Origin of the sequence: Acinetobacter sp. YQ_14 (assembly GCF_043102985.1) — a bacterium.
Taxonomy (GTDB): Bacteria; Pseudomonadota; Gammaproteobacteria; order Pseudomonadales; family Moraxellaceae; genus Acinetobacter; species Acinetobacter venetianus.
In genome coordinates, this window is the sequence record NZ_JBICJJ010000013.1 from 1 (window position 1) to 22,054 (window position 22,054).

General features: G+C 39.8%; 19 protein-coding genes. 7 read left to right on the top strand and 12 right to left on the bottom strand.

Annotated features, from left to right (window positions below; all coding sequences use genetic code 11):
* Positions 1-137 precede the first annotated feature (137 nt).
* Positions 138-1,370, bottom strand: a complete 1,233-nt coding sequence (gene tyrS, locus ACF8D3_RS06935) for a tyrosine--tRNA ligase (RefSeq protein ID WP_007482103.1) — start codon at positions 1,368-1,370, stop codon at positions 138-140.
* Between the two features lie 61 nt (positions 1,371-1,431).
* On the opposite strand from tyrS, the gene ACF8D3_RS06940 reads away from it, so the two are divergent.
* Positions 1,432-2,565: an anhydro-N-acetylmuramic acid kinase gene (locus tag ACF8D3_RS06940; RefSeq protein WP_392470863.1), complete on the top strand. Its 1,134-nt coding sequence runs from the start codon at positions 1,432-1,434 to the stop codon at positions 2,563-2,565.
* A gap of 52 nt (positions 2,566-2,617) precedes the next feature.
* Here the strand turns inward: ACF8D3_RS06940 and erpA are convergent, their stop codons facing one another.
* The 6 genes from erpA to ACF8D3_RS06970 all read right to left on the bottom strand — a co-directional run bounded on the left by erpA (position 2,618) and on the right by ACF8D3_RS06970 (position 8,861).
* The gene (erpA, locus tag ACF8D3_RS06945) at positions 2,618-2,953 is read right to left on the bottom strand and encodes an iron-sulfur cluster insertion protein ErpA (protein ID WP_004882264.1); all 336 of its coding nucleotides are present in this window, start codon (positions 2,951-2,953) and stop codon (positions 2,618-2,620) included.
* A 120-nt stretch (positions 2,954-3,073) separates the two neighbouring features.
* Positions 3,074-4,078: a putative solute-binding protein gene (locus ACF8D3_RS06950; RefSeq protein ID WP_004882262.1), complete on the bottom strand. Its 1,005-nt coding sequence runs from the start codon at positions 4,076-4,078 to the stop codon at positions 3,074-3,076.
* Between the two features lie 283 nt (positions 4,079-4,361).
* Positions 4,362-5,369 (bottom strand): putative solute-binding protein, encoded by a 1,008-nt coding sequence (locus ACF8D3_RS06955; RefSeq protein WP_004882261.1) that lies wholly within the window; start codon positions 5,367-5,369, stop codon positions 4,362-4,364.
* 217 nt (positions 5,370-5,586) lie between these two features.
* Entirely contained in the window at positions 5,587-6,588 is a 1,002-nt protein-coding gene (locus ACF8D3_RS06960) for a putative solute-binding protein (RefSeq protein ID WP_392470865.1), read from the bottom strand.
* A 211-nt stretch (positions 6,589-6,799) separates the two neighbouring features.
* Positions 6,800-7,807 carry a putative solute-binding protein gene (locus tag ACF8D3_RS06965; RefSeq protein WP_004882258.1) on the bottom strand — a complete coding sequence of 336 codons (1,008 nt, stop codon included), beginning with the start codon at positions 7,805-7,807 and terminating at the stop codon, positions 6,800-6,802.
* 49 nt (positions 7,808-7,856) lie between these two features.
* On the bottom strand, positions 7,857-8,861 hold the full coding sequence (locus ACF8D3_RS06970; RefSeq protein ID WP_392470866.1) for a putative solute-binding protein: 1,005 nt from the start codon (positions 8,859-8,861) through the stop codon (positions 7,857-7,859).
* Positions 8,862-9,072: 211 nt separating this feature from the next.
* On the opposite strand from ACF8D3_RS06970, the gene ACF8D3_RS06975 reads away from it, so the two are divergent.
* Both ACF8D3_RS06975 and ACF8D3_RS06980 read left to right on the top strand, forming a co-directional pair.
* Positions 9,073-11,001: an ATP-binding cassette domain-containing protein gene (locus ACF8D3_RS06975; RefSeq protein ID WP_392470868.1), complete on the top strand. Its 1,929-nt coding sequence runs from the start codon at positions 9,073-9,075 to the stop codon at positions 10,999-11,001.
* 306 nt (positions 11,002-11,307) lie between these two features.
* The gene (locus tag ACF8D3_RS06980) at positions 11,308-11,865 is read left to right on the top strand and encodes a VTT domain-containing protein (RefSeq protein ID WP_004882253.1); all 558 of its coding nucleotides are present in this window, start codon (positions 11,308-11,310) and stop codon (positions 11,863-11,865) included.
* Positions 11,866-11,981: 116 nt separating this feature from the next.
* Here the strand turns inward: ACF8D3_RS06980 and cybC are convergent, their stop codons facing one another.
* The 5 genes from cybC to dnaA all read right to left on the bottom strand — a co-directional run bounded on the left by cybC (position 11,982) and on the right by dnaA (position 18,668).
* Positions 11,982-12,371 carry a cytochrome b562 gene (gene cybC, locus ACF8D3_RS06985; protein WP_392470870.1) on the bottom strand — a complete coding sequence of 130 codons (390 nt, stop codon included), beginning with the start codon at positions 12,369-12,371 and terminating at the stop codon, positions 11,982-11,984.
* 29 nt (positions 12,372-12,400) lie between these two features.
* Complete coding sequence (gene gyrB / locus ACF8D3_RS06990) at positions 12,401-14,869, bottom strand: DNA topoisomerase (ATP-hydrolyzing) subunit B (protein WP_061397105.1); 2,469 nt, start codon at positions 14,867-14,869, stop codon at positions 12,401-12,403.
* A gap of 49 nt (positions 14,870-14,918) precedes the next feature.
* Complete coding sequence (gene recF, locus ACF8D3_RS06995) at positions 14,919-16,001, bottom strand: DNA replication/repair protein RecF (protein WP_392470871.1); 1,083 nt, start codon at positions 15,999-16,001, stop codon at positions 14,919-14,921.
* Positions 16,002-16,028: 27 nt separating this feature from the next.
* Positions 16,029-17,177, bottom strand: a complete 1,149-nt coding sequence (dnaN, locus tag ACF8D3_RS07000; protein WP_004882247.1) for a DNA polymerase III subunit beta — start codon at positions 17,175-17,177, stop codon at positions 16,029-16,031.
* 90 nt (positions 17,178-17,267) lie between these two features.
* Positions 17,268-18,668 (bottom strand): chromosomal replication initiator protein DnaA, encoded by a 1,401-nt coding sequence (dnaA, locus tag ACF8D3_RS07005; RefSeq protein ID WP_004882244.1) that lies wholly within the window; start codon positions 18,666-18,668, stop codon positions 17,268-17,270.
* Between the two features lie 671 nt (positions 18,669-19,339).
* On the opposite strand from dnaA, the gene rpmH reads away from it, so the two are divergent.
* The 4 genes from rpmH to yidC are packed head-to-tail and all read left to right on the top strand — an operon-like array spanning position 19,340 to position 21,992.
* Entirely contained in the window at positions 19,340-19,474 is a 135-nt protein-coding gene (rpmH, locus tag ACF8D3_RS07010; RefSeq protein WP_000831329.1) for a 50S ribosomal protein L34, read from the top strand.
* 28 nt (positions 19,475-19,502) lie between these two features.
* Positions 19,503-19,898: a ribonuclease P protein component gene (rnpA, locus tag ACF8D3_RS07015; protein ID WP_019385918.1), complete on the top strand. Its 396-nt coding sequence runs from the start codon at positions 19,503-19,505 to the stop codon at positions 19,896-19,898.
* Positions 19,899-19,908: 10 nt separating this feature from the next.
* Positions 19,909-20,229, top strand: a complete 321-nt coding sequence (gene yidD, locus ACF8D3_RS07020) for a membrane protein insertion efficiency factor YidD (protein WP_004882239.1) — start codon at positions 19,909-19,911, stop codon at positions 20,227-20,229.
* Positions 20,230-20,234: 5 nt separating this feature from the next.
* Positions 20,235-21,992, top strand: a complete 1,758-nt coding sequence (yidC, locus tag ACF8D3_RS07025) for a membrane protein insertase YidC (RefSeq protein ID WP_392470875.1) — start codon at positions 20,235-20,237, stop codon at positions 21,990-21,992.
* The last annotated feature ends 62 nt before the right edge of the window (positions 21,993-22,054 follow it).

A 22,054-nucleotide genomic window follows, 5' to 3' on the forward strand; every position in this document is an offset into this window, starting at 1 on the left:
CGCTTGCAACCCTGTTTTTCATTATTTTCTTTTGCATGTTTCTTTTTTCTACAAAATCATTGTTTTCGTTGTTTTTATCATCTATTTACGTATAAAAAGCAGGCTCTAGGCCTGCTTTTTATTATTTTTATTTCGATTTAGTCGGTGAAAGTCACACGTGCAATCGCTTTTTTGCCTGACTGAATGATTAAAGTTACGTTTTCTTTTACAGAGTAGCTCATATCAACCACATTCCAGTCGACTTTAACAGCGCCACGACCCACAGCGTCTTTTGCAGCGGCAGCATTCGGGTTTAAACCTGCAACTCGAAGAATAGTTGCAATAAACAACTCGCCACCAAACTCAGCACGAGAAATCGTCACTTCTGGTGTATCTTCTGGTACTTCGCCTTCTGTCACACGATTGCCTGCACTCTTATGTGCATTTTCCGCTGCTTCTGCATCATGGAAACGTTCAACCAACTCAAGCGCCAAAATACGTTTGATCTCTTGTGGATTACGACCAGCAGCCATTTCATCAAGTAGAACTTTGATTTCGTCTAATGACTTAAAGCTGAGTAAATCAAAGTAACGTTCAATCAAGCTATCTGGCATCGATAGAATTTTTTGGTACATCGCACCTGGGGTATCAAATACACCAATATAGTTACCCAAAGATTTAGACATTTTATTCACGCCATCTAAACCTTCAAGAATCGGCACAGTAATGCACACTTGTGATTCTTGACCGTAACGACCTTGTAGGGTACGTCCCATCAATAAATTAAAAGTTTGGTCTGTTCCACCTAATTCAACATCGGCTTCAAGCGCAATCGAGTCATAACCTTGAACCAATGGATAAAGGAATTCGTGAATTGCGATTGGTTGATGGTTGCTATAACGCTTTGTAAAGTCATCACGCTCTAACATACGTGAAACAGTTTGTTGGCTTGCCAATTGAATGAGATCAGCAGCAGACTTTTGATTAAACCATTCTGAGTTAAAACGTACTTTGGTTTTATTTGGATCTAAAATTTTAAAAACTTGCTCTTGATACGTTTTTGCATTGGCAATCACCTGCTCTTGTGACAATGGCGGACGCGTTGCACTTTTGCCCGTTGGATCACCGATCATCGCAGTGTAGTCACCAATCAAGAAAGTTACTTCATGACCAAGGTCTTGGAAAGTTTTTAACTTATTGATAAGTACGGTATGTCCTAAGTGTAAATCTGGAGCCGTTGGATCAAAACCTGCTTTCACACGGAGTGGGCGATTCTCTTTTAATTTCTTCAGTAAATCTTCTTCAGAAATAATCTCATGCGTGCCTCGTTGAATGAGAGCAAGCTGTTCTTCGGCGGGCAAGAAATTTGACATCACAAAACCTAAACACATCAGTTATTCAATTTGTGCGATATACTAACATTTTTTCAGCATCTTGCAGGGGAAGTTGTATATGAGCGCAATCTATATTGGTGTAATGACAGGCACGAGCATGGATGGTGTTGATTTTGTTGCAGCTTCATTTGAGCCTCTAATCATTCATGCGACTTTAACGCTTCCATTCGAGCCAGAGTTACGTGATGAGTTAATGGTATTAACATTACCTGATGACAATGAAATTGATCGCATGGGCAAAGCTGATGTGACCTTAGCGCAAATGATTGGTCATGGCATTAACCAACTTATTGAAAATAACAAGCTCGACCGAACTCAAATTAAAGCCATTGGTTCACATGGGCAAACCATTCGCCATCGCCCTGAACATGGTTTCACGCTACAAATCGGCGATCCCAATATTATTACTGAGATTACTCAGATTCCTGTTGTATCAGATTTTCGTCGTCGTGACATGGCGGCAGGCGGTCAAGGTGCTCCATTGGTGCCTGCTTTCCATCAAGCTTTGTTCCAACATGACAGTATCCACCGTGTCATTCTCAATCTCGGTGGAATTGCAAATGTGAGTATGCTACCAGCTAATAATCCTGAAGCCGTTTACGGCTTTGATACTGGTCCAGCTAATATTTTGATGGACGCGTGGTGCCAACGTCATACAGGTCACCCTTATGATGAAAACGGCGACTGGGCCGCGTATGGTCAACCAATTCGTTCATTGCTAGATCGTTTACAAACCCACGAATTCTTTGCAATCGAACCACCCAAAAGTACGGGTCGAGAAGACTTTAATCTTGAATGGCTTGATGATCAAATGATCGACTGGCGCAATGATCTTGATTATGACGAGATCGAAGATACACCCGAAAATGTACAAGCGACATTAATGAAACTCACCACACGTGCGATAAAAAAAGCGATTTATCGTAGTAAAGAATTGATGCCAACGGGTGAAGTTTATGTGTGTGGCGGTGGTGCTTATAACTCGCATTTGCTTGAGCAACTACGTTGGCGTTTACGTAAACATAACTGGTCAGTACAAACTACAGATGTACTCGGTTTAGCACCAACTTGGGTAGAAGCAACAGCGTTTGCGTGGTTGGCAATGCGTTTTGTAGATCAGTTAAGTGGTAATTTGCCAGCCGTAACTGGCGCTGCTGGTGGGCGTATTCTTGGAACGATTACGGCGGTATAAAAGAAATAAAAAAGCTTCTCAAAATAAGAAGCTTTTTTATTGAAGTATCTTTTTAGATCGAGAAAGATGAACCACAACCACAAGTTGTTGTTGCATTGGGGTTTTGCACCACAAAACGAGAACCTTCCAAACCTTCTAAATAATCAACTACAGATCCCACTAGGTATTGATAACTTAGTGAATCAACTAGCATTTTCACATCGCCATTGATGAATTCTGCATCATCTTCGTTAACGCTTTCTGCGAAATTAAAACCATAAGAGAACCCAGAACAACCACCACCTGTTACATATACACGTAACATGAGATCGTTATTCCCTTCACTTTCGCGCAATTGGCGAACTTTTTTAGCCGCATTATCCGACAATTCAAGAGCTTGAGCGTTCATGATAGAGAGTCCTCAGAATTCAGTATGTCTTTAAAAAGAAAAGACCCGATTTAAGTATAACATACTCATTATCGGGTCTGTATTTGAACTTTAAAGTGCGATTAAAGACTTTTTACAAGATTATTTGTAATTCTCTTCTTGCATACCGCATTCAAAATTCTTCGGATTCTCTTTACAACGGAACTGCCATAACAGTTTCATCATGCGTTTATCATAAATTCCTTTTGCTGTCAGGCTGATACGCGCTTCACGCATAAGTTTTTGATAACCAGGTTTATCTGAATCAGGAATTTCCATCCAATATTTCTGCGGAATATCTGCTTTCATTTTACCCAAGATTGTAAATGCACGCGGCAATTGCGACTTCACCCACTCTCTTGATTTTTGTCCAAAACCTTCAGGAAACTTGTCATGACGAATAATTAAATTTCCTGTCACTTGTAGGATAGGATAATTTACAATCGCCCCTTTCGTACCTAAACCTTTATGCAGTTCAAGTGGCTTAAATGCTGCAGCTGGAGCACCAATAATATCAACCTGACCATTATTGAACTTAGCCCCAAAATTCGTAATATCAGAACTTACTGCCTGCGCACCTACTTGTGTTGCCATGATTTTTTGTGCTTCATCATAGTCAAGAACCGCAATTTTTTTACCTGCGGCTTTTGCAACAGTGTTGATATTACGATCATTCACCAAAAGATAAGCATCACCGACTGGAATAACACCTACTACTTCGTATTTACCATTGACCATAGCTTTGGCAAAAGTCGGACTCGCCAAGCCCTGCATAATTTTCACAGCTAACTTAAGATCGGTAATCGCACCAATCGCATCTAAAGAGCCTGTGAACTGGTTAAATTGGCGACCGCGCATCCCTGTAATACTGACACCATCACATTTACCTGCTTTGAAGTCCTCAGCAATTACAGCCTCATTTGTGCCAACACGAAGATCAATATCAGCGCCCCAGTTCTTTGCTGCAAGCTGATAATCTTTCATTAGGGCATACACGTCACCGCTCTTACCCACGAGATCAAATACACAGATTGTTTGTTTGGCCTGAGTACCTGCTGACACAGCAGCAATACCTGTTGCGAGTAATAAAGTTTTAAACCATTGCATCTTATTTTTTCCTTTGCATCTATGCTGATTGTTGTGAATATTCTTAAATTCTGAATGCCACTCAATCCTAGATATGGGTCTCAAATGAATATATGTTCCTATTCAATCGTATTTAATCTTCCTGATTAAAAACATATTTTTAAATCTTCACGATTTCATTTGCTTTTTATGTCTTTATGATTGCTATATTTATTAATAAAGACAATGACTTAAATGACAACATAACAAAAACAAAAAGCCTAGAAAAATCTAGGCTTTAAGTATACTTTTTTGCAATTCTGGATTATTCACCAGGTAAAGCACATTCAAAGTTCGCTTTGTCTACTGAACAACGTGCTTTTTTCAATACAGACATCATACCAGCATCATAAATACCACGCTTAGTGAGATCCATACGACCATCACGTAATAATTTTTGGTACTTTAAAGTGTCTTCAGCAGTTAATTTCATTTTGTATTTCGCTGGGATTTCAGCTTCATAACGTTTGATCATCGAGAAAGCTTTTGGAAGTTGCTTCACAAAGTAGTCACGAGATTTTTGACCAAAACCTGCTGGGAATTTTTCTGGACGAATGACAAGATCCGCAGTCACTTGAAGTACAGGGAAGTTGAACATCGCACCATTTGTACCCAAACCTTTGCTTAACTCTAATGGTTTGTACGCATAAGCTGGAGCACCAACCATATCTACTTGACCATTGTTGAATTTAGCAGCAAAGTTTGAAATATCAGAAAGAACAGCTTGAGCACCTACACGTTGCACCATGATTTTTTGTGCATCGTCATAACCTAATACTGCGAATTTTTTACCAGCTGCTTTTTCAATTGAGTTGATGTTTTTATCACGTACAAAAATATAAGCAGCACCTAATGGTGTGATACCCGCAACTTCGTATTTGTTACCACCAAGATTGGTCGTCATTTTTGCAGCATTACGAGCATCTAGAACAAATGTGATTGCACGTTGTGCGATTTCATTGCTTGGTGCACCACCTAAAGAGTCGATAGAACCCGCAAATTTATTGTATGGACGAGCACGCATTGCTGTCATCGCTACAGCAGCACATTTACCCGCTTTAAAGTTATTGTCCGCAACCTGTTCATCTGTCAGTGCAACAAGGTTCACATCTGCGCCCCAGCCTTTCGCCGCTAAAGCCCAGTCTTGCATCATTTTGTATGATTCACCTGACTTCCCTAATAAGTCGAATACACACACGTCAACAGCTGCTTGAGTTGAAGCAGATACACCTAAGATTGAAGTTGCTGCGATAGCAAGTGCCATTTTTTTCATATTTTTCATCCTTTCACAAACTTTATGTTTGTCTCCTTGTACGAAGCAAATATTAATCATGTTTTATGAAAAAAAATAGAGCTTGTACTCTATTTTTCTTTTAACTTTGTTTAATTTTTGTCCCACCTGATGAATTAAACTTCTTTTTATAAACATATTTGTTATAAAAATTTTTCTTTTAGTTATGACCTTATATGCCATAACTAAAAGGATACTTTTATTCTCCGCTTAACGAACATTCAAAGTTAGTTCGCTCGACTGTACAACGGGCGCGTTTAAGTACGTTCATCATCGTAGAGTCGTATACTCCTTGCTTGGTTAAATTCATACGACCATCACGCAACATCTTTTGATAGCGCTCACGATCTTCATTAGACAGGGTAATCCTCTTGGCATTCATCCCTGCTTCAAGGCGCTGTACTATCGAGAAATTACTTGGTAATTTTTTAATAAACCACTGTCGTGACTGCGCACCAAAATTAGCAGGGAATTTACTTGGACGAATAATCAGATCACCTGTGATATTCACCACAGGGAAATCAAACAATGCGCCATTTGCTAAACCTTTGCTGATCTCTAAAGGTTTATATGCATATGCAGGCGCAGCAATCACATCTACTTTTCCGCTGTTAAACTTTTTCACAAAATCAGAAATATCAGAAGGAACTGCAACTAAATCAATGCTTTCAACAATCGCTTTTTGCGCCTGATCATAATGTAAGTAGGCAAACTTTTTGCCTTTAGCTTTTTCGATCGTATCAATGTTTTTATCACGCACAAAAATATACGCTAGGCCGACCTGAATAATCCCTGCAACCTCAAATTTATCACCATTTACAGTTGCTGTAAGACGATGTCTATTCCGTTTATCAAGTACATAGCTAATTGCTTTTTGTGCAATCGCATTACTGGTTACTGCACCTACAGCATCAACAGACCCTGCAAATTTATTATATTTACGAGCACGCATTGAGGTCATATAGACACCATCACATTTACCCGCATCAAAATCTTTTTCTGCCTTTTCCTCATCTTGATAAGGAATTAACTCGATATCACCCTGCCAAGTTTGTGCAGAGAGTTTCCATTCTTCAATAAGTTTATAAGACTCCCCAGCCTTACCCAATAAATCGAATACGCAAATTTCTTGTTTTGCCTGTACAGGAGTAGCCACGACAAATAGAGTTGCAGCACTCAATGCCCAAAGTCCTTTTTTCATCTTGTTTTCCCTTATTTGCTGTTTTTGCATATTTTTCCATCAGCTAGAGATCAATATAGTCAGCTTTTGATTAAAAGCCCAGCATTTTTCTCTACATACGTCGGGTTTTTTCAGTTTTTAATAATGCTCATCACATTTTTACAAATAGCGAAATGAGCTGACTTTATACGTAATCATTTCAAAGAAATGATTACGTATTCTTAAAAGAGATTTACTCGCCGCCGAGGGAGCACTCAAAACTGGTTCTTTCGACCGTACAACGAGCTCTTTTCAAAACACTCATCATAATCGGATCATAGACCCCTTGTTTGGTGAGACTAATACGGCCATCGCGTAGAATTTGCTGATAACGAACCTCATCTTCTTTAGGGAGCTTCAGTTTATATTTTGCAGGGATTTCATTTTCTAGGCGCTTCACCATCGCAAAGCTTTTCGGAAGTTGCGTTACAAACCACTCCCTTGAACGTATCCCAAAGTTAGTTGGGAATTTTTCAGGGCGAATAATTAAATCTCCCGTGATATTTACAACAGGAAATGAAAACATTGCGCCACCTGAAGCAATCCCTCTTTCAATTTCTAAAGGTTTGTACGCATAAGCTGGTGCGGCAATCACATCAACTTGGTTACTATTAAATTTTTTCACAAAATCTGAAATTTCAGATGGAACTGAAACCATTTCGAGACTATCTACAATCACCTTTTGCGCCACGTCATAATGCAAATAGGCAAATTTTTTCCCTTTGGCTTTTTCAATGGTATTTAGATTTCTATCATGTACAAACACATAGGCCAAACCAAACTGCAAAATACCTGCCACTTCATATTTCTGATTATCCACAGTTGCTAATAAACGGCGCTTATTTCGCTTATCCAGCGCAAAACTAATCGCTTTTTGCGCAACATGATTACTGGTCACGCCACCAATTGCATCAATCGAACCAGCAAAGCGATTATATTTACGTGCCCGCATAGAGGTCATATAAACTGCATCACATCGGCCTGCATCAAAATCATTTTGCGCTTTGGCTTCATCTTGATATGGAATCAAACGAATATCAGCTTGCCAACTTTTAGCCATCACAGCCCATTCTTCAGTGACCTTAAAGGTATCTCCTGCTTTGCCAAGTAAATCGAATACACATACTGTTTGCTTTGCCTGTACTTGATTCATCAACCCCATTGATGCCAAAACAGATAAAACAAATAACCCCTTTTTCATTTCGTTACCCTATAAAAATAAAATGATCAAACACACAAAAAAATTAAAATTATTCGCCCCCAAGGCTGCACTCAAAATTAGTTCGCTCAACAGTACAACGTGCTCGCTTTAAGACACTCATCATCGTTGCATCATAAATTCCACGCTTGGTAAGTCCCATTCGTGCTTCACGTAAAATTTGCTGATAACGGGTTTTATCTTCATTGCTGAGATTTATTTTGTATTTGGCAGGTAAGTCTGCTTCTATTCTTTGAATCACTGCGAAATTACTTTTGAGACGGCTCAAAAACCAAGCTCTTGAGTTTTCGCCAAAATTACTGGAGAACTTGTCTGGACGAATGATGAGATCCATCGTCATATTCACTGCGGGAAAGGTAATGATAGCACCGTCATTACCCAAACCTTTATCAAGCTCTAACGGTTTATAGGCATAAGCTGGCGCTGCCATGATATCGGCCTGACCATTATTAAATTTTTTGGCAATGTCTGAAATATCAGACAGCACCGCTTGACCGCCTAGGCTTTTTACAACGATTTTCTGTGCTTCGTCATAACCTAAAACCGCAAACTTTTTACCTTTAATTTGCTCGATGGTGTTTAACTTTTTATCTTTTACATAAATATAAGCTAAACCTATTTGTGAAATACCTGCGACTTCAAAACTTTGATTGCCAATTTTGCTCGATAAGCGATGACGATTTCGTTTATCCAAAGCAAAACTAATGGCTTTCTGTGCAATCGCATAACTCGGAACAGCACCGATGGCATCAACAGACCCTGCAAATTTATTGTAACTTCGCGCGCGCATTGAAGTCATATACACGCCATCGCATTTGCCTTGTTCAAAATCCTTTTCAGCTTGTGCTTCGTTCTGATAACTCACCAAATCAATATCAGTACGCCAAGTTTTAGCCATTAGCGCCCATTCTTCCATGACTTGATAAGCTTCACCTGATTTCCCCAGAAGATCAAAAACACAAACCCTTGCAGCATTTGTCTGTGTACTCATTCCCAAAAAAAACACTGCCCCCAGTGCAAAAAATCCCTTGTTCATCCTTAAATCCTGTTGCTCTACTTGTAGTCTTGTTACTTATTTTTTCATATAAACTAAATAATAATCTGATTTACACGACAAAAATAGAGTTTTTACTCTATTTTAATTCTTTCCATAAAACTCTGTTTTAAAATTGCCACACTCGATAAAAAGTTGCATTCACAGCTGATCATCTTAAAATGCGGCTATCTATTCGCTATTTTGCACACTCATGATCCAATTAGACCAAGTCTCATTACGCCGTGGCGGCCGTGTTCTTTTCCAAAAAGCATCTATGCAGCTTCATCCAGGCTGGAAAATTGGTTTAACAGGTGTAAATGGAGCAGGTAAATCAACTTTATTTGCAGCCTTACTCGGTGATCTTGTTGCAGATGAAGGTAATCTCACTCGCCCATCGGTGTGGACGGTGGCACATATGGCGCAAGAAATTAAAGCGTTAGAAATGCCTGCATTGGACTTTGTGCTTTCTGGTGACGAGGAATACTGGAGCATTCAAGAACAACTTGCCAATCCAGATCAGTTGAGTAACGATGATTTAGCAAAATTACATGGTCGTTTTGATGAAATTCATGGTTATGCTGCGCCAGCCAAAGCGGCACAGCTAATGGCAGGTTTAGGCTTTTTGGATCATCAATTACGGTTAAATGTTGCGAGTTTCTCTGGTGGTTGGCGTATGCGTTTGAACTTGGCGCGTACGTTGATGAGTCGTTCAGATTTATTACTTCTCGATGAACCGACCAACCACTTGGACTTGGATGCGATCTTGTGGTTAGAAGATTGGTTAAAAGCCTATGAAGGCACATTGGTTTTAATTTCGCATGACCGTGATTTCTTAGATGCAATTACCGATCATATCTTACATATCGAAAATCAAGAATTGACGCTGTACACAGGCAATTATTCAACTTTTGAAACTACACGAAGCGAACGTTTAGCACAACAACAACAGGCTTTTGAAAAGCAGCAAGAGACGCGTGCTCATCTACAAAAATTTATTGATCGTTTTAAAGCAAAGGCAACTAAAGCTCGTCAAGCACAAAGTCGTATCAAACAACTTGAACGTATGCAGCAACTCGCACCTGCACATATTGATACACCCTTTACCTTTAGTTTCCGTGAACCGACAAAAATGAGTTCGCCACTGCTCAGTCTTGATGGGGCAACGATTGGTTACGGCGATAAAATGATTGCTGAGAAAGTCCGCCTGCAAATTACGCCTAACTCACGTATTGGTTTGCTTGGGATGAATGGTGCAGGTAAGTCAACACTCATTAAAACCTTGGTTGGTGATTTACCACTGCTATCAGGTGAACGCAAAGCATCTGAATTACTCAATATTGGTTATTTTGCTCAGCATCAAATGGATGCCTTAGATGCTAATGCAAGTCCAATGTTACAGCTTGCTCGCATTGCGGACAAACAGATCAGTGAAGCATCACTGCGCGCTTTTCTAGGTGGTTTTGGTTTTAGTGGCGAGCGTATGGATACGCCATGTGAAAGTTTCTCTGGTGGCGAACGTGCTCGTCTAGCATTAGCACTGATCGTATGGCAACGTCCAAACGTGCTGATTCTGGATGAACCAACCAACCATTTAGACTTAGATATGCGCCACGCACTCAGCATGGCCTTACAAGATTTTGAAGGTGCTGTGGTCCTTGTTTCACATGAACGCCAGTTAATCGCCAGTGTTTGTGACGATTTACTGTTAGTCCATGCAGGAAAATGTACTGAGTTTGAAGGTGATCTTCAAGACTATGCGAAGTGGTTACGTGAAGCGCGACAGCAACAGATCAACGCTCAAAACGCTTTGCAACAACAAGCTTCGACTACGCAAGCACCAGTTGTCAAAATCGATAAAGAAGCTCAGCGTAAAGAAGCTGCACGTCGTAGAGAAATGACGCGACCTATTCGAAAAAACATCGAAAAAGTTGAAGCTCAAATAGAAAAAGTACAACCTCGTTTAGTGGATATTGAACACGCATTAGCGGATACAACACTGTATGAAGCAAATCGTAAAGATGACCTCATTAAGCTCATGAATGAGCAAACTGAGCTTAAAGCGAAATTAGAGCAGCATGAAGAACAACTATTAGAGCTAATGATGGAACTAGAAGAATTAGAAAGCTCTTTCGAAGCTTAATATGATCTGACCTCATCATGTCATGCGAACATGATGGGGTTTTTCATCATCTATGAAACAGCTGATGTTTAAGATACTAAAAAGTACATTGAATACTTATAAAGTTGTCATGAATTTAGCGACAGACTCAGTTAAGGTAGAAACGATAATTTTCTCGGAAAATTGAGCTTTGGTTTCAGGCTCGATATACTCAGCTCCCATTATTGTAAAGTTATAACTTTCGAGCAAATCCTGAGGGTTAAATTTATTTAATATTTTGGTACTTCAATTTGGTGAGTACTCTATTTTTGGAATCATACAAACTGAATGAATTCTTTAGATTTTATTTTTAATTTTGAACATATCCTCCCTGTCTTGGTTCAAGAATATGGTTTATGGATCTATGCAATTCTTTTTCTGATTATTTTCTCTGAAACAGCTTTTGTATTTATGTTCTTTTTACCTGGTGATAGTCTTTTACTCACCGTTGGCGCATTGTGCGCTGTAATAGAAATTATGCATCTTGGTTATATGATTAGCCTGCTATTTGTCGCCGCGGCTTTAGGTTATATGGTGAACTATCATATTGGTCGTCATTTTGGTGATCGCATCTTCAATATGGATTCACGTTTTATCAAACAAAAGTATCTTCAAAAAACCAATAAATTCTTTTTAACACATGGCGGTAAAACAATCCTTCTTGCGCGCTTTATTCCTTTTGCCCGTTCCTTTGCACCATTGGCAGCAGGTTCTAGCAATATGAATTACACCCGATTCGTCCTTTACAATATTTTAGGTGCTTTTCTGTGGATTAGCGTTTTAGTCGGTGCAGGTTATTTATTTGGACATGCTCTGATTCAAGTCAGTGATTTTGTTGATCCATAAGTTCCACGTGAAACATCTACATTCGATAAAAAAAGAGCTTAAAATCATTGATATCTTAAGCTCTTTTTTATAGATCAAATTCAGCAACGTTTTTTTTGCTTCAATGCATACTCAAATTACTTGAACTGTTGATGATATTCATTGCGAAGCTTGACCAACTTCAAAGCTTCAACTTTAGCATCCTCTAACTGCCCTTTTTCGACCAGTGCAGTCACTGCATCAATTTCAGCAATTAGTTGATCTAAACCACCTTGATAGCTTTTAACCTGATCATTTTCAGGCGTTAAACCTTCCAATTGATGCGGTAAAGATGCTTTGGAAGAAACTGCTGCTTTGCGCATTAAAGCAAGCTGCTTATTCGCCTCAGCCAAGTCATCTGTTTGAGCAAAGGCAGTCATAGTTTTGGCTAAAACATGCATATCTTTCTCAAGTTGATGTGCAGAAACAGCTTGGCTCAGAAATAATGAACCTGAGACCAAAGCACACATCAATATCCGTTTGTTCATGCATTCATCCTTAAACTAAAACAAATCGATTAAGCATCAATATCAGCATTGAGCGCATTTTCTTCAATGAACGCACGACGTGGTTCTACATCATCACCCATTAAGCATGAGAACATACGATCTGCTTCAATCGCATCATCAATAGTCACTTGAAGCATATTACGGTTCTCTGGGTCCATTGTGGTTTCCCAAAGTTGCTCAGCGTTCATCTCACCCAAACCTTTATAGCGTTGGATCATCATGCCACGGCGTGAGTCTTGCAAAATATGCTGCCAAACTTGATGGAAGTTACCGACTTGAATACGGCGCTCGCCTTTCTGTAAATAAGCACCTTCCTCAATTAACTTGAACCAGCTCTTCGAGTTTTTCAACAACCGTGCATATTCAGCAGAATTTAATAGACCAGCATCCAATAAATATGAATGCGGTAAGTTATGTACATACACAGTAACGCGTGGCCAGTAATGCGCTGATTTCTCACCTTGCGCATTTTCACGTTCAAACGCTTCTAAAGTGATTTCAGGACGCAAACTTGGTTGTAATTTTTCAATCGCAGCACGCAATTGCTCAGCCCAAGTTTCAACATATTCATGATCATCATTGTGATCTGCTTTAAATGCCTCTAACTCAAGTAAGCCATCAAGCAAGCTTGCAGGATAACGTTGAGTTAAGCGCTGTAAGCTCTTTTGCGAAACCTGATAGTCTGCAATCACACTCGCAAGTGCTTCACCAGTAATCGCAGGTGCATCAGCACTAATGTGCAATGAAAGTTCATCAATCGCGTTGGAAATCAGGAATGTTTCCAACGCCTCATTATCTTTGATGTACTGCTCATGCTTGCCTTTCTTCAACTTGTACAAAGGTGGTTGCGCGATATAAATATAACCACGTTCAACCAGCTCAGGCATTTGACGGAAGAAGAAGGTCAATAGCAAGGTACGAATATGTGAACCATCGACGTCAGCATCGGTCATGATAATGATTTTGTGATAACGTAATTTGTCTGGGTTGTATTCTTCACGTCCGATACCACAGCCCAAAGCAGTAATCAAAGTACCCACTTCTTGACTGGAAATCATCTTGTCAAAGCGCGCACGCTCAACGTTCAAAATCTTACCTTTCAACGGTAAAATGGCCTGCATTTTACGGTTACGACCTTGTTTCGCACTACCACCAGCAGAGTCACCCTCGACCAGATATAGTTCAGACAATGCTGGATCTTTTTCCTGACAATCAGCCAATTTACCTGGTAAACCTGCAATGTCTAATGCACTCTTACGACGAGTCATTTCACGCGCTTTACGAGCAGCATCACGAGCGCGCGCTGCATCAATAATTTTGCCTGCAATCGATTTTGCAGCTTGAGGGTTTTCAAGCAAATAAGCTGAAAACTCTTTGTTCATAGCCTGTTCAACAGCCGGTTTCACTTCACTCGATACCAATTTCTCTTTGGTCTGTGAAGAGAATTTTGGATCTGGCACTTTGACTGAAATAATTGCAGTTAAACCTTCACGCGCATCATCACCCGTAACTGCCACTTTCTCTTTTTTCAGTAAGCTTTCATTTTCCATGTAGCTGTTTAAGCCTCGGGTCAATGCAGCACGGAAACCTGCAAGGTGTGTACCACCATCTTTTTGTGGAATGTTATTGGTAAAGCAACGGACATTCTCTTGATAACTATCATTCCACTGTAATGCGACTTCGACACCAATGCCGTTGTCTGCATCTGTAGTGAAGTGGAAGATGTCATTCAGATGGGTTTTACCTTCGTTAATGTATTTAACGAACTCAGATAAACCACCTTCATAATCATAGATATGTTCGAGGTTCACGCGTTCATCACGCAGTACGATACGTACACCAGCATTCAAGAAAGAAAGTTCTCTTAAACGACGAGCCAAGATATCAACACTGAAAATCGTTTGGCTAAAGGTCAATTCACTCGGCCAGAAACGAACGGTTGTTCCCGATGTATCAGTTTCACCCACAACTTTTAAAGGATATTGTGGATCACCATGCGCGTATTCTTGCTCATGGATTTGCCCAGCACGATGAATCGTCAAATGCAATTTTTTAGAGAGCGCATTTACAACCGAAACACCTACCCCGTGTAAACCACCCGATACTTTATAGCTGTTGTCATCGAACTTACCACCCGCATGCAGAATGGTCAAAATCACCTCTGCTGCAGATACCCCCTCTTCAGGGTGAATGTCAGTTGGAATCCCACGGCCATTATCTGACACACTGACAGATTCATCTTCATGAATCGTCACAAGGATCTCATCACAGTGTCCAGCTAAAGCTTCATCGATGGCATTATCTACCACCTCAAACACCATATGGTGCAAACCCGTTCCGTCATCGGTGTCACCGATATACATCCCAGGGCGTTTACGAACCGCGTCTAATCCACGTAATACTTTAATACTAGAGGAATCATAAGCCTTTTCATTTGTTTGTTCTGTTTGAGAGACTGATTGAGACTCTGAACTCATGGTTACTCCCTAGTAAATATCTAATCTATCCAAAGATGAGGAAATAAAATTATGGCGCAGCAAGAATGACTTGACCGTGAACAACATGGAATAATTGAAAAGAAATCGACAAATCATGTAAGTGTTTTAATACCGACGCATGGTCTAAGGTTGTCATAAAAACCTGACTTCCTAACTGACTCAGTCGCTCAATTAAACGTTGCTGTGCAGCTAAATCTAACTCTGCTGTCAGATCATCTAATAATACCACAGTTTCCTTATTACTCGCATGCAGCATTGCAATTTGTGACAGTTTTAATGCCATGATTAACAACTTTTTTTGCCCCCGAGATAACACATCATCAGCGTTACCAAAAGGGGTTTTTAAACGCAGATCTGCCCGATGTGGACCATACTCGGTATAACGTCGATCTAGATCTTTTTGATGCTGTTGAATGAGGTCTTGGAGTAATCCTTGCTCAGTGTGAAATCCAGCACTGTACTCCAACTCAATTTCAAGATTTGGCAATAACTGTTGTAAATCCTCTTGGAAAAACTGATTCCATTGCTCCACAATTCCAACACGCTGTGAGTGCAAAATTTCGCCATAGTCACTGAGCATTTTATTCCACGGCTCTAAATCAGCCAGAGTTAAATTACGCCGTGTTTTGAGTAAACTATTTCGTTGCTTTAATGCACGTGAATAATATTGCCATGCAAAATAAAAATCAGGTTCCACGTGGAACATCAACCAGTCTAATAACTGCCGCCGTGGTTTCGCACCATGATCGATAATATCGGTACTTTGCGGATCAATATGCTGAAGAGGCAGTAACTTTGCGAGCTGCCCTTGTGTCGCAATCGTATCGCCATTGACTTTGATGAGCTGCTCACCAGACGCAAGCTTCTGCATTCCGATTCGTTCATTCGCTGATTGCGCAAAAACAATGGCATCTGCGGCATCGTATTGGATGTAATGTTTGGGAATATGGGTGCGAAACGAGCGACCTGTCGCCAATAAATGAATTGACTCTAAAATAGAGGTCTTTCCAGAACCATTTGCACCACAAAAAATATTAAACGGTTGCAACTCATTGAGTGCAACCGCTTTTAGATTCCGTACACGTTCGATATTTAAACGCGTGATTTGCATGATTTAGACTCGAATCATCAATACAAATTAAACTCGCATTGGCATCACAACATAAGTTTGATCTGGATGTGCTGGATCCTGAACCAACACAGATTGATTGGCTTCAGTCATGCTCATTTTCACATCATCACCATCTAAAACACTTAAAACATCAAGGATATATTGTGCATTAAATGACATTTCTAATGGTGCATCTTGATATTGGATCGCTAAATCTTCAACCGCTTCGTCTTGCTCAGGGTTATTTGCGCGGAGTTGTAATGAATCTTGATTAAAGTTTAAGAAAACACCACGTAATTTTTCATTACTTAGAATCGCAACACGTTGCAATGATTGCTTAAAGACATCATGCGCGATAAATACATGCTTATCCCCGCCTTTAGGAATGACACGGCGATAATCTGGGAATTTACCATCGATCAATTTCGTCGTGAAACGAACAACAATATCACCCTGCTCTTTATCACGGCTCGGGGTATTAATCGTGACATTCAACAACTCACGACCAATTAATAAAGTGAGTTGTTCATCTTCAATACTAAGTAAACGTTGTAATTCACCCACCGCTTTACGGGGAACAATCGCTTGAATCGGAGCTGATGCAGTTGATGAAGCCAATACTTCACATAACGCTAAACGATGACCATCTGTCGTCACTGTACGCAGTTGATTTTGATCAATTTCTAACAATGTACCCGTCAAATAAAAACGTACATCCTGAACCGCCATTGCAAACGCTGTTTTTTCAAATAAACGTTTTAATTCACGCTGAGTGACTTGAACTTGTGTACCCTGACTGTTTTCAGTGGTGAGTAATGGATAATCTTCTGCAGGCAATGTACCTAAAACAAAACGGCTATTCCCTGACTTTAAAATACAACGCTGATCTTCTGTGATTTGCAAATCGATCAAGGCCGCAGTAGGCAGAGATTTACAAATTTCAACCAACTTACGTGCAGGTACAGTCGTTTCACCCGCTTCTAAGCAAGCACCTTCTGCTAAGGTCGTACTTGCAACCAATTCAACTTCCAAGTCAGAACCAGTAATGGTCAAAGCTTGTTGCGTAGTTTGAATTTTTACGTTTGAAAGAATGTTCAAAGTATGACGGCGTTCTACAGCCCCCACCACATGTGATAAAACATTGAGTAAACTTTCTTTAGCGATTTTCAAACGCACGATTTTTTCCTCTTACAACGGAAGCTGAATATGAATGTTAGCAGTGTACTATGCTGCACTTAAAAGCAGTTTGCAACTCTGAAAAATAGATTAACTTTGTAACAAGCGAAGTAAATTTTTATAGTCTTCATTAAAAATAGGATCTTCTTCCCGTAAGCTCACCACTTTTTCACAGGCATGCATGACGGTACTATGATCACGACCACCAAATGCCATACCAATTTCAGGGAAACTATCCCCTGTTAATTCACGAGCTAGCCCCATCGCCAATTGACGTGGGCGCGCATAAATACGTGTTCGCTTAGGTCCAGTTAGCTCTTTCAGCGGAATACGGAAATATTCGCTGACCACACGCTGGATATTTTCTACACTGATCGTTCTTGCTCTAATCGCCAAAACATCTTTTAAAGATTCACGCACCACATCTAGATCAATCGCAGTACCTTTAAAACGTGAAATCGCGACCACTTTATTCAAAGCACCTTCAAGTTCACGAACGTTCGCAACCACTTGTTGAGCAATAAATAATGCACAATTTCGAGGTAAATCTACGCCACTATTTTCTGCTTTTTTTAATAAAATTTCGATACGAGTTTCAATATCTGGTGGCTCAACACCAACTGATAATCCCCAAGAGAATCGAGAAACCAGACGCGGATCAAGTTCGGTGAGTTCTTTTGGATAACGGTCTGATGTCAAGATGATTTGCTTAGATTCATCAAGTAAAGCATTGAAAGTATAGAAAAACTCAACAAGACTCGCTTCTTTTCCTGCGAGTAAATGAATATCATCCACCAATAATAAATCTAATGAACGGCAATTTTTCTTAAATTCTTCAACCTTGCCTTTTTGCAATGAGCTCACAAAATCTTGAACAAAACTTTCTGAAGTCATGTACATCACACGCGCATTTGGTTTTGCCTGTAATAAAGCATTACCAACGGCTTGCATTAAGTGCGTTTTACCAAGACCTGTAGGACCGTATAAAAATAAAGGGTTATGCTGAGATGCTCCCAGTTGCGTCAACACCTTGCGACAAGTTTCCGCAGCCATTTGGTTGGAACGACCTTCGACAAACAAAGAAAAAGTAAACAATGGGTTTAACTGTCTTTTCTTTGGAATTTTGCTGACGTTTTGACTTGGTTGGACTAAATCAGGTTCTTTTTTGGCTTTAGTTTGTATTGATGGTGGCGGTGTTGAACTTAGAGCGGCAGTTGTAGTCGCAGGTTGCTCATTAGATGACAAAATCGTTCCTGGGCGAGAATCCACCAAAATTTCGACTTGACGAACGCGACCTTCAGAAAGTTGTTCAGCAAGAATAGAAATTAACTCTAAATGATTGTCTTGAATATAGCGGGTCCAATAAGGGTTAGGTGCATATAAACGCATCACACCATCAACCTCTTCAGCAACCAAAGGACGAATCCACATTGCAAAGACGTTATCAGAGAGCTCTTGTCGCAAGCGAGTTAAGCAGTCTGTCCAAAGCATGTGCATCCCCTATCTATCCATTTTTTAAATTCAAAAAATAAAAACCACGCACCCTCATCTTTCAAAGGGGTCGCCATTCTAACCAAGTTATCCACATCTGTCAGGCAAATTTATAGAACTTTCGCTGAAAAATAAAACATTCGTTAATAAATTTAAATTTAAAAGCACATGTGCATAACTTTTTGCAGAAGCTGTGGATAGTTTTACACTTCAAGTTATCCACAATCCATAAAGTCAATAAAAACACCATTATCCACAAGCTAAACACATGTTTATTTTTAAAAAAAGCCAACTTTCCACAGAATAAATCCACACTAATAAGAATAAATTTAAATTTTAAAATTTGAATTTACTTATAACGATGATTCGAATTGTGGATAACTAAGCATATCGAAATTTAAATTCAAAATCCAAAGAATAAATTTAAACTGAGAAGTATGTTGTTGATAACAATGTTTGTAAGCTGTGAATATAAATGAATTGCGATATAATTTAAATAGATAGCTTGTGTATATTTTTTGTTGCTACTTAAATTATAGAAAATCAGAGAGTTGTAGTTGGTTCAAAACAACACAAACAAAATGTAAAGTTTTTGATTTTTCATTGACAGCGTAAACATTGCACAATAAAATCGCGGACCTTTATAGAAAGATCATTTTGGGAGTTTCGATATGAAACGTACTTTCCAACCATCTGAATTAAAGCGTAAACGCGTTCATGGTTTCCGTGCTCGTATGGCAACTAAAGCTGGTCGTCAAGTTTTAGCTCGTCGTCGTGCGAAAGGTCGTCATAGCTTAACTGTTTAATTACTGTTAAGTAGACCAGACTTGGGTGATGACACTTTACAGTTTTGGCACTGAATCTCGTATTCGTTGTGCTGCAGATTATAAAAGCGTATTTGATGGTGCGCTTTTTAAAGTGCATCAACCCCATTTCCTATTTTTAGCAAAATTAACCGAGCAGCCTAAAAGCCGTTTGGGTATCGTCGTTGCTAAAAAAAAGGTGCGTCGTGCACATGAGCGAAATCGAATAAAACGTCTTGCTCGAGAGAGCTTTCGTTTACATCAAGCGCAATTTAATGCTGATATCGATATTGTAGTGATGCCTAAAGTTGGTATAGAAGCAATCGCAAATAAAGAATTACATCAACAATTAGATTTTGCTTGGCAAAAATTACAACGTTTAGCAAAGAAGCATTCTAAAGTCGTTGTGGCACCCCTCCAAAATTAGAGAATCTCTAATGGTACGTTTACTGCATTGGTTGATCAGATGTTACCAAATCGCAATTAGTCCATTATTGGGTCCTCGTTGTCGCTATATTCCCACTTGCTCACAATATGCAATTGAAGCATTGCAAACACATGGTGCAGTAAAAGGTGTATGGCTATCAACGAAACGCGTCTGTCGTTGTCATCCTTGGGGCGGTTCTGGATATGATCCTGTGCCACCAAAAGCACTTCGTTTTATTTCGTTTCATCAAATAGATTCTCAAAAGCATCACGTTGCTGTACCCTTTCGTGATCGTTTATTCAAGCAAAATCTCTTTAATCATTTGGGATAATAGATATGCAACAATGGGCCAGATTTGCAATTCTTGGAGCCATGTTTGTTACCGCATATTTGCTAATTTTGGCTTGGCAAAAAGATTATGGTCATGCGCAAACAACACCGCAACAACCTGCGGCAGTTGTGACTGCACATGACGTATCTGCAGATTTGCCAAATACACAAAATGCAACAGCGGCTTCAGACTTGCCACAAGCAAATGTGACTACATCGCAAGCCACAGAAACACCTTCTGTGACTCAGCAATTGATTTCGGTAAAAACCGATCTTTATCATCTTTGGATCAATCCGAAAGGTGGTGATATTGTCCGTATTGAATTGTTAAGCCATGACGAAAGTAAAGACAGCGAAAAACCATTCGTTATGCTTGAAAGTGATGCGAAACGTACTTACGTTGCTCAATCAGGTTTAATTGGCTTAAATGGACCAGATAGCAGCCGTAATGGTCGTCCAATGTATGATGTGGAAAAAACATCTTATACCTTGGCTGATGCAAAAAGTGTTGCTGCTCAAGATGGGAAAACCAGTCAAGTTTTAACCGTTCCATTGGTTTTTAAAACACCTGAAGGCGTTGAAGTCATCAAGACGTTTACGTTCACGCAAGGTGATTATCCAATTACGGTAAAACATCAAGTGATTAACCGTAGCCAGCAAAACTGGCAAGGTCAAATGTTTGGTCAGTTGAAACGTGATAATTCGGATGACCCTGGCAAGTCTTCGCAAGGTATTTTCACTTTAGGTACTTACCTGGGTGGGGCATGGGGTACACCTGAAGAACATTATAACAAGTTGAAATTTGCGAATTTTAACGATGAAAAGTTGAATGTTGAAGCCAAAGGTGGTTGGGTTGCTATGGTTCAGCACTATTTCGTCAGTGCGTGGATTCCTGGTGATTTAAAACTTACTCAAGCGAATGGTCAGCCTTATACTGCGAAACTAGAGTCACGTCAGTCTGCTGATGGTATGAATATCATGGGCTTCACTTCTCCAGTGATTAACGTACCTGCGGGTACATCAATGGAAGTGGATGCGAAACTTTATTCTGGTCCAAAAATTCAATCTGAGCTTAAAGATTTAGCTGCTGGTTTAAACCAAACTGTGGATTATGGTTGGTTATGGCCAATTGCGAAACTCTTATTCTTGGGCTTGCAATTCTTCCATAACATCATTGGTAACTGGGGTTGGTCAATTATTTTCTTGACGATCTTGGTGAAAGCGATCTTATGGCCACTTTCTTCGAAAAGTTATCGTTCGATGGCAAAAATGCGTGTGATTGCACCTGAAATGCAGCGCATGAAAGAAGAATTTGGCGAAGACCGTATGCGCTTCTCTCAAGAAATGATGGCGTTATATAAGCGCGAGCAAGTAAATCCACTGTCTGGATGCTTACCGTTATTATTACAAATGCCAATCTTCTTAGCGTTGTACTGGGTATTGATGGAATCTGTAGAACTCCGTCATGCACCTTGGTTAGGCTGGATTCAGGATTTATCTGCGATGGATCCATGGTTTATCTTGCCGTTGATCATGGGTGTGACCATGTTTGTGCAGCAAATGTTAAACCCGCAACCGACTGATCCAGTGCAGGCAAAAGTATTCCGTATCATGCCAATCATGTTTACGGTATTCATGTTGTTCTTCCCTGCTGGTTTAGTGCTTTACTGGATCGTCAACAACAGTATTACCATTTTGCAACAATGGTTTATTAACAAAGGTGTCGAAAAAGACCGTCTCAACAAGGTTGAGTCAGCGTCTTAATCTCGAACTTTTACTGAATAAATCCGCTTAAGATGGTAATCTTAGGCGGATTTTTCTTTGTC

What these genes read in the sequence shown, in the direction of transcription:
- tyrS (WP_007482103.1), bottom strand. Translation starts at nt 1,370, where the DNA reads ATGTGTTTAGGTTTTGTGATGTCAAATTTCTTGCCCGCCGAAGAACAG.
- ACF8D3_RS06940 (WP_392470863.1), top strand. Translation starts at nt 1,432, where the DNA reads ATGAGCGCAATCTATATTGGTGTAATGACAGGCACGAGCATGGATGGT.
- erpA (WP_004882264.1), bottom strand. Translation starts at nt 2,953, where the DNA reads ATGAACGCTCAAGCTCTTGAATTGTCGGATAATGCGGCTAAAAAAGTT.
- ACF8D3_RS06950 (WP_004882262.1), bottom strand. Translation starts at nt 4,078, where the DNA reads ATGCAATGGTTTAAAACTTTATTACTCGCAACAGGTATTGCTGCTGTG.
- ACF8D3_RS06955 (WP_004882261.1), bottom strand. Translation starts at nt 5,369, where the DNA reads ATGAAAAAAATGGCACTTGCTATCGCAGCAACTTCAATCTTAGGTGTA.
- ACF8D3_RS06960 (WP_392470865.1), bottom strand. Translation starts at nt 6,588, where the DNA reads ATGAAAAAAGGACTTTGGGCATTGAGTGCTGCAACTCTATTTGTCGTG.
- ACF8D3_RS06965 (WP_004882258.1), bottom strand. Translation starts at nt 7,807, where the DNA reads ATGAAAAAGGGGTTATTTGTTTTATCTGTTTTGGCATCAATGGGGTTG.
- ACF8D3_RS06970 (WP_392470866.1), bottom strand. Translation starts at nt 8,861, where the DNA reads ATGAACAAGGGATTTTTTGCACTGGGGGCAGTGTTTTTTTTGGGAATG.
- ACF8D3_RS06975 (WP_392470868.1), top strand. Translation starts at nt 9,073, where the DNA reads ATGATCCAATTAGACCAAGTCTCATTACGCCGTGGCGGCCGTGTTCTT.
- ACF8D3_RS06980 (WP_004882253.1), top strand. Translation starts at nt 11,308, where the DNA reads ATGAATTCTTTAGATTTTATTTTTAATTTTGAACATATCCTCCCTGTC.
- cybC (WP_392470870.1), bottom strand. Translation starts at nt 12,371, where the DNA reads ATGAACAAACGGATATTGATGTGTGCTTTGGTCTCAGGTTCATTATTT.
- gyrB (WP_061397105.1), bottom strand. Translation starts at nt 14,869, where the DNA reads ATGAGTTCAGAGTCTCAATCAGTCTCTCAAACAGAACAAACAAATGAA.
- recF (WP_392470871.1), bottom strand. Translation starts at nt 16,001, where the DNA reads ATGCAAATCACGCGTTTAAATATCGAACGTGTACGGAATCTAAAAGCG.
- dnaA (WP_004882244.1), bottom strand. Translation starts at nt 18,668, where the DNA reads ATGCTTTGGACAGACTGCTTAACTCGCTTGCGACAAGAGCTCTCTGAT.
- rpmH (WP_000831329.1), top strand. Translation starts at nt 19,340, where the DNA reads ATGAAACGTACTTTCCAACCATCTGAATTAAAGCGTAAACGCGTTCAT.
- rnpA (WP_019385918.1), top strand. Translation starts at nt 19,503, where the DNA reads ATGACACTTTACAGTTTTGGCACTGAATCTCGTATTCGTTGTGCTGCA.
- yidD (WP_004882239.1), top strand. Translation starts at nt 19,909, where the DNA reads ATGGTACGTTTACTGCATTGGTTGATCAGATGTTACCAAATCGCAATT.
- yidC (WP_392470875.1), top strand. Translation starts at nt 20,235, where the DNA reads ATGCAACAATGGGCCAGATTTGCAATTCTTGGAGCCATGTTTGTTACC.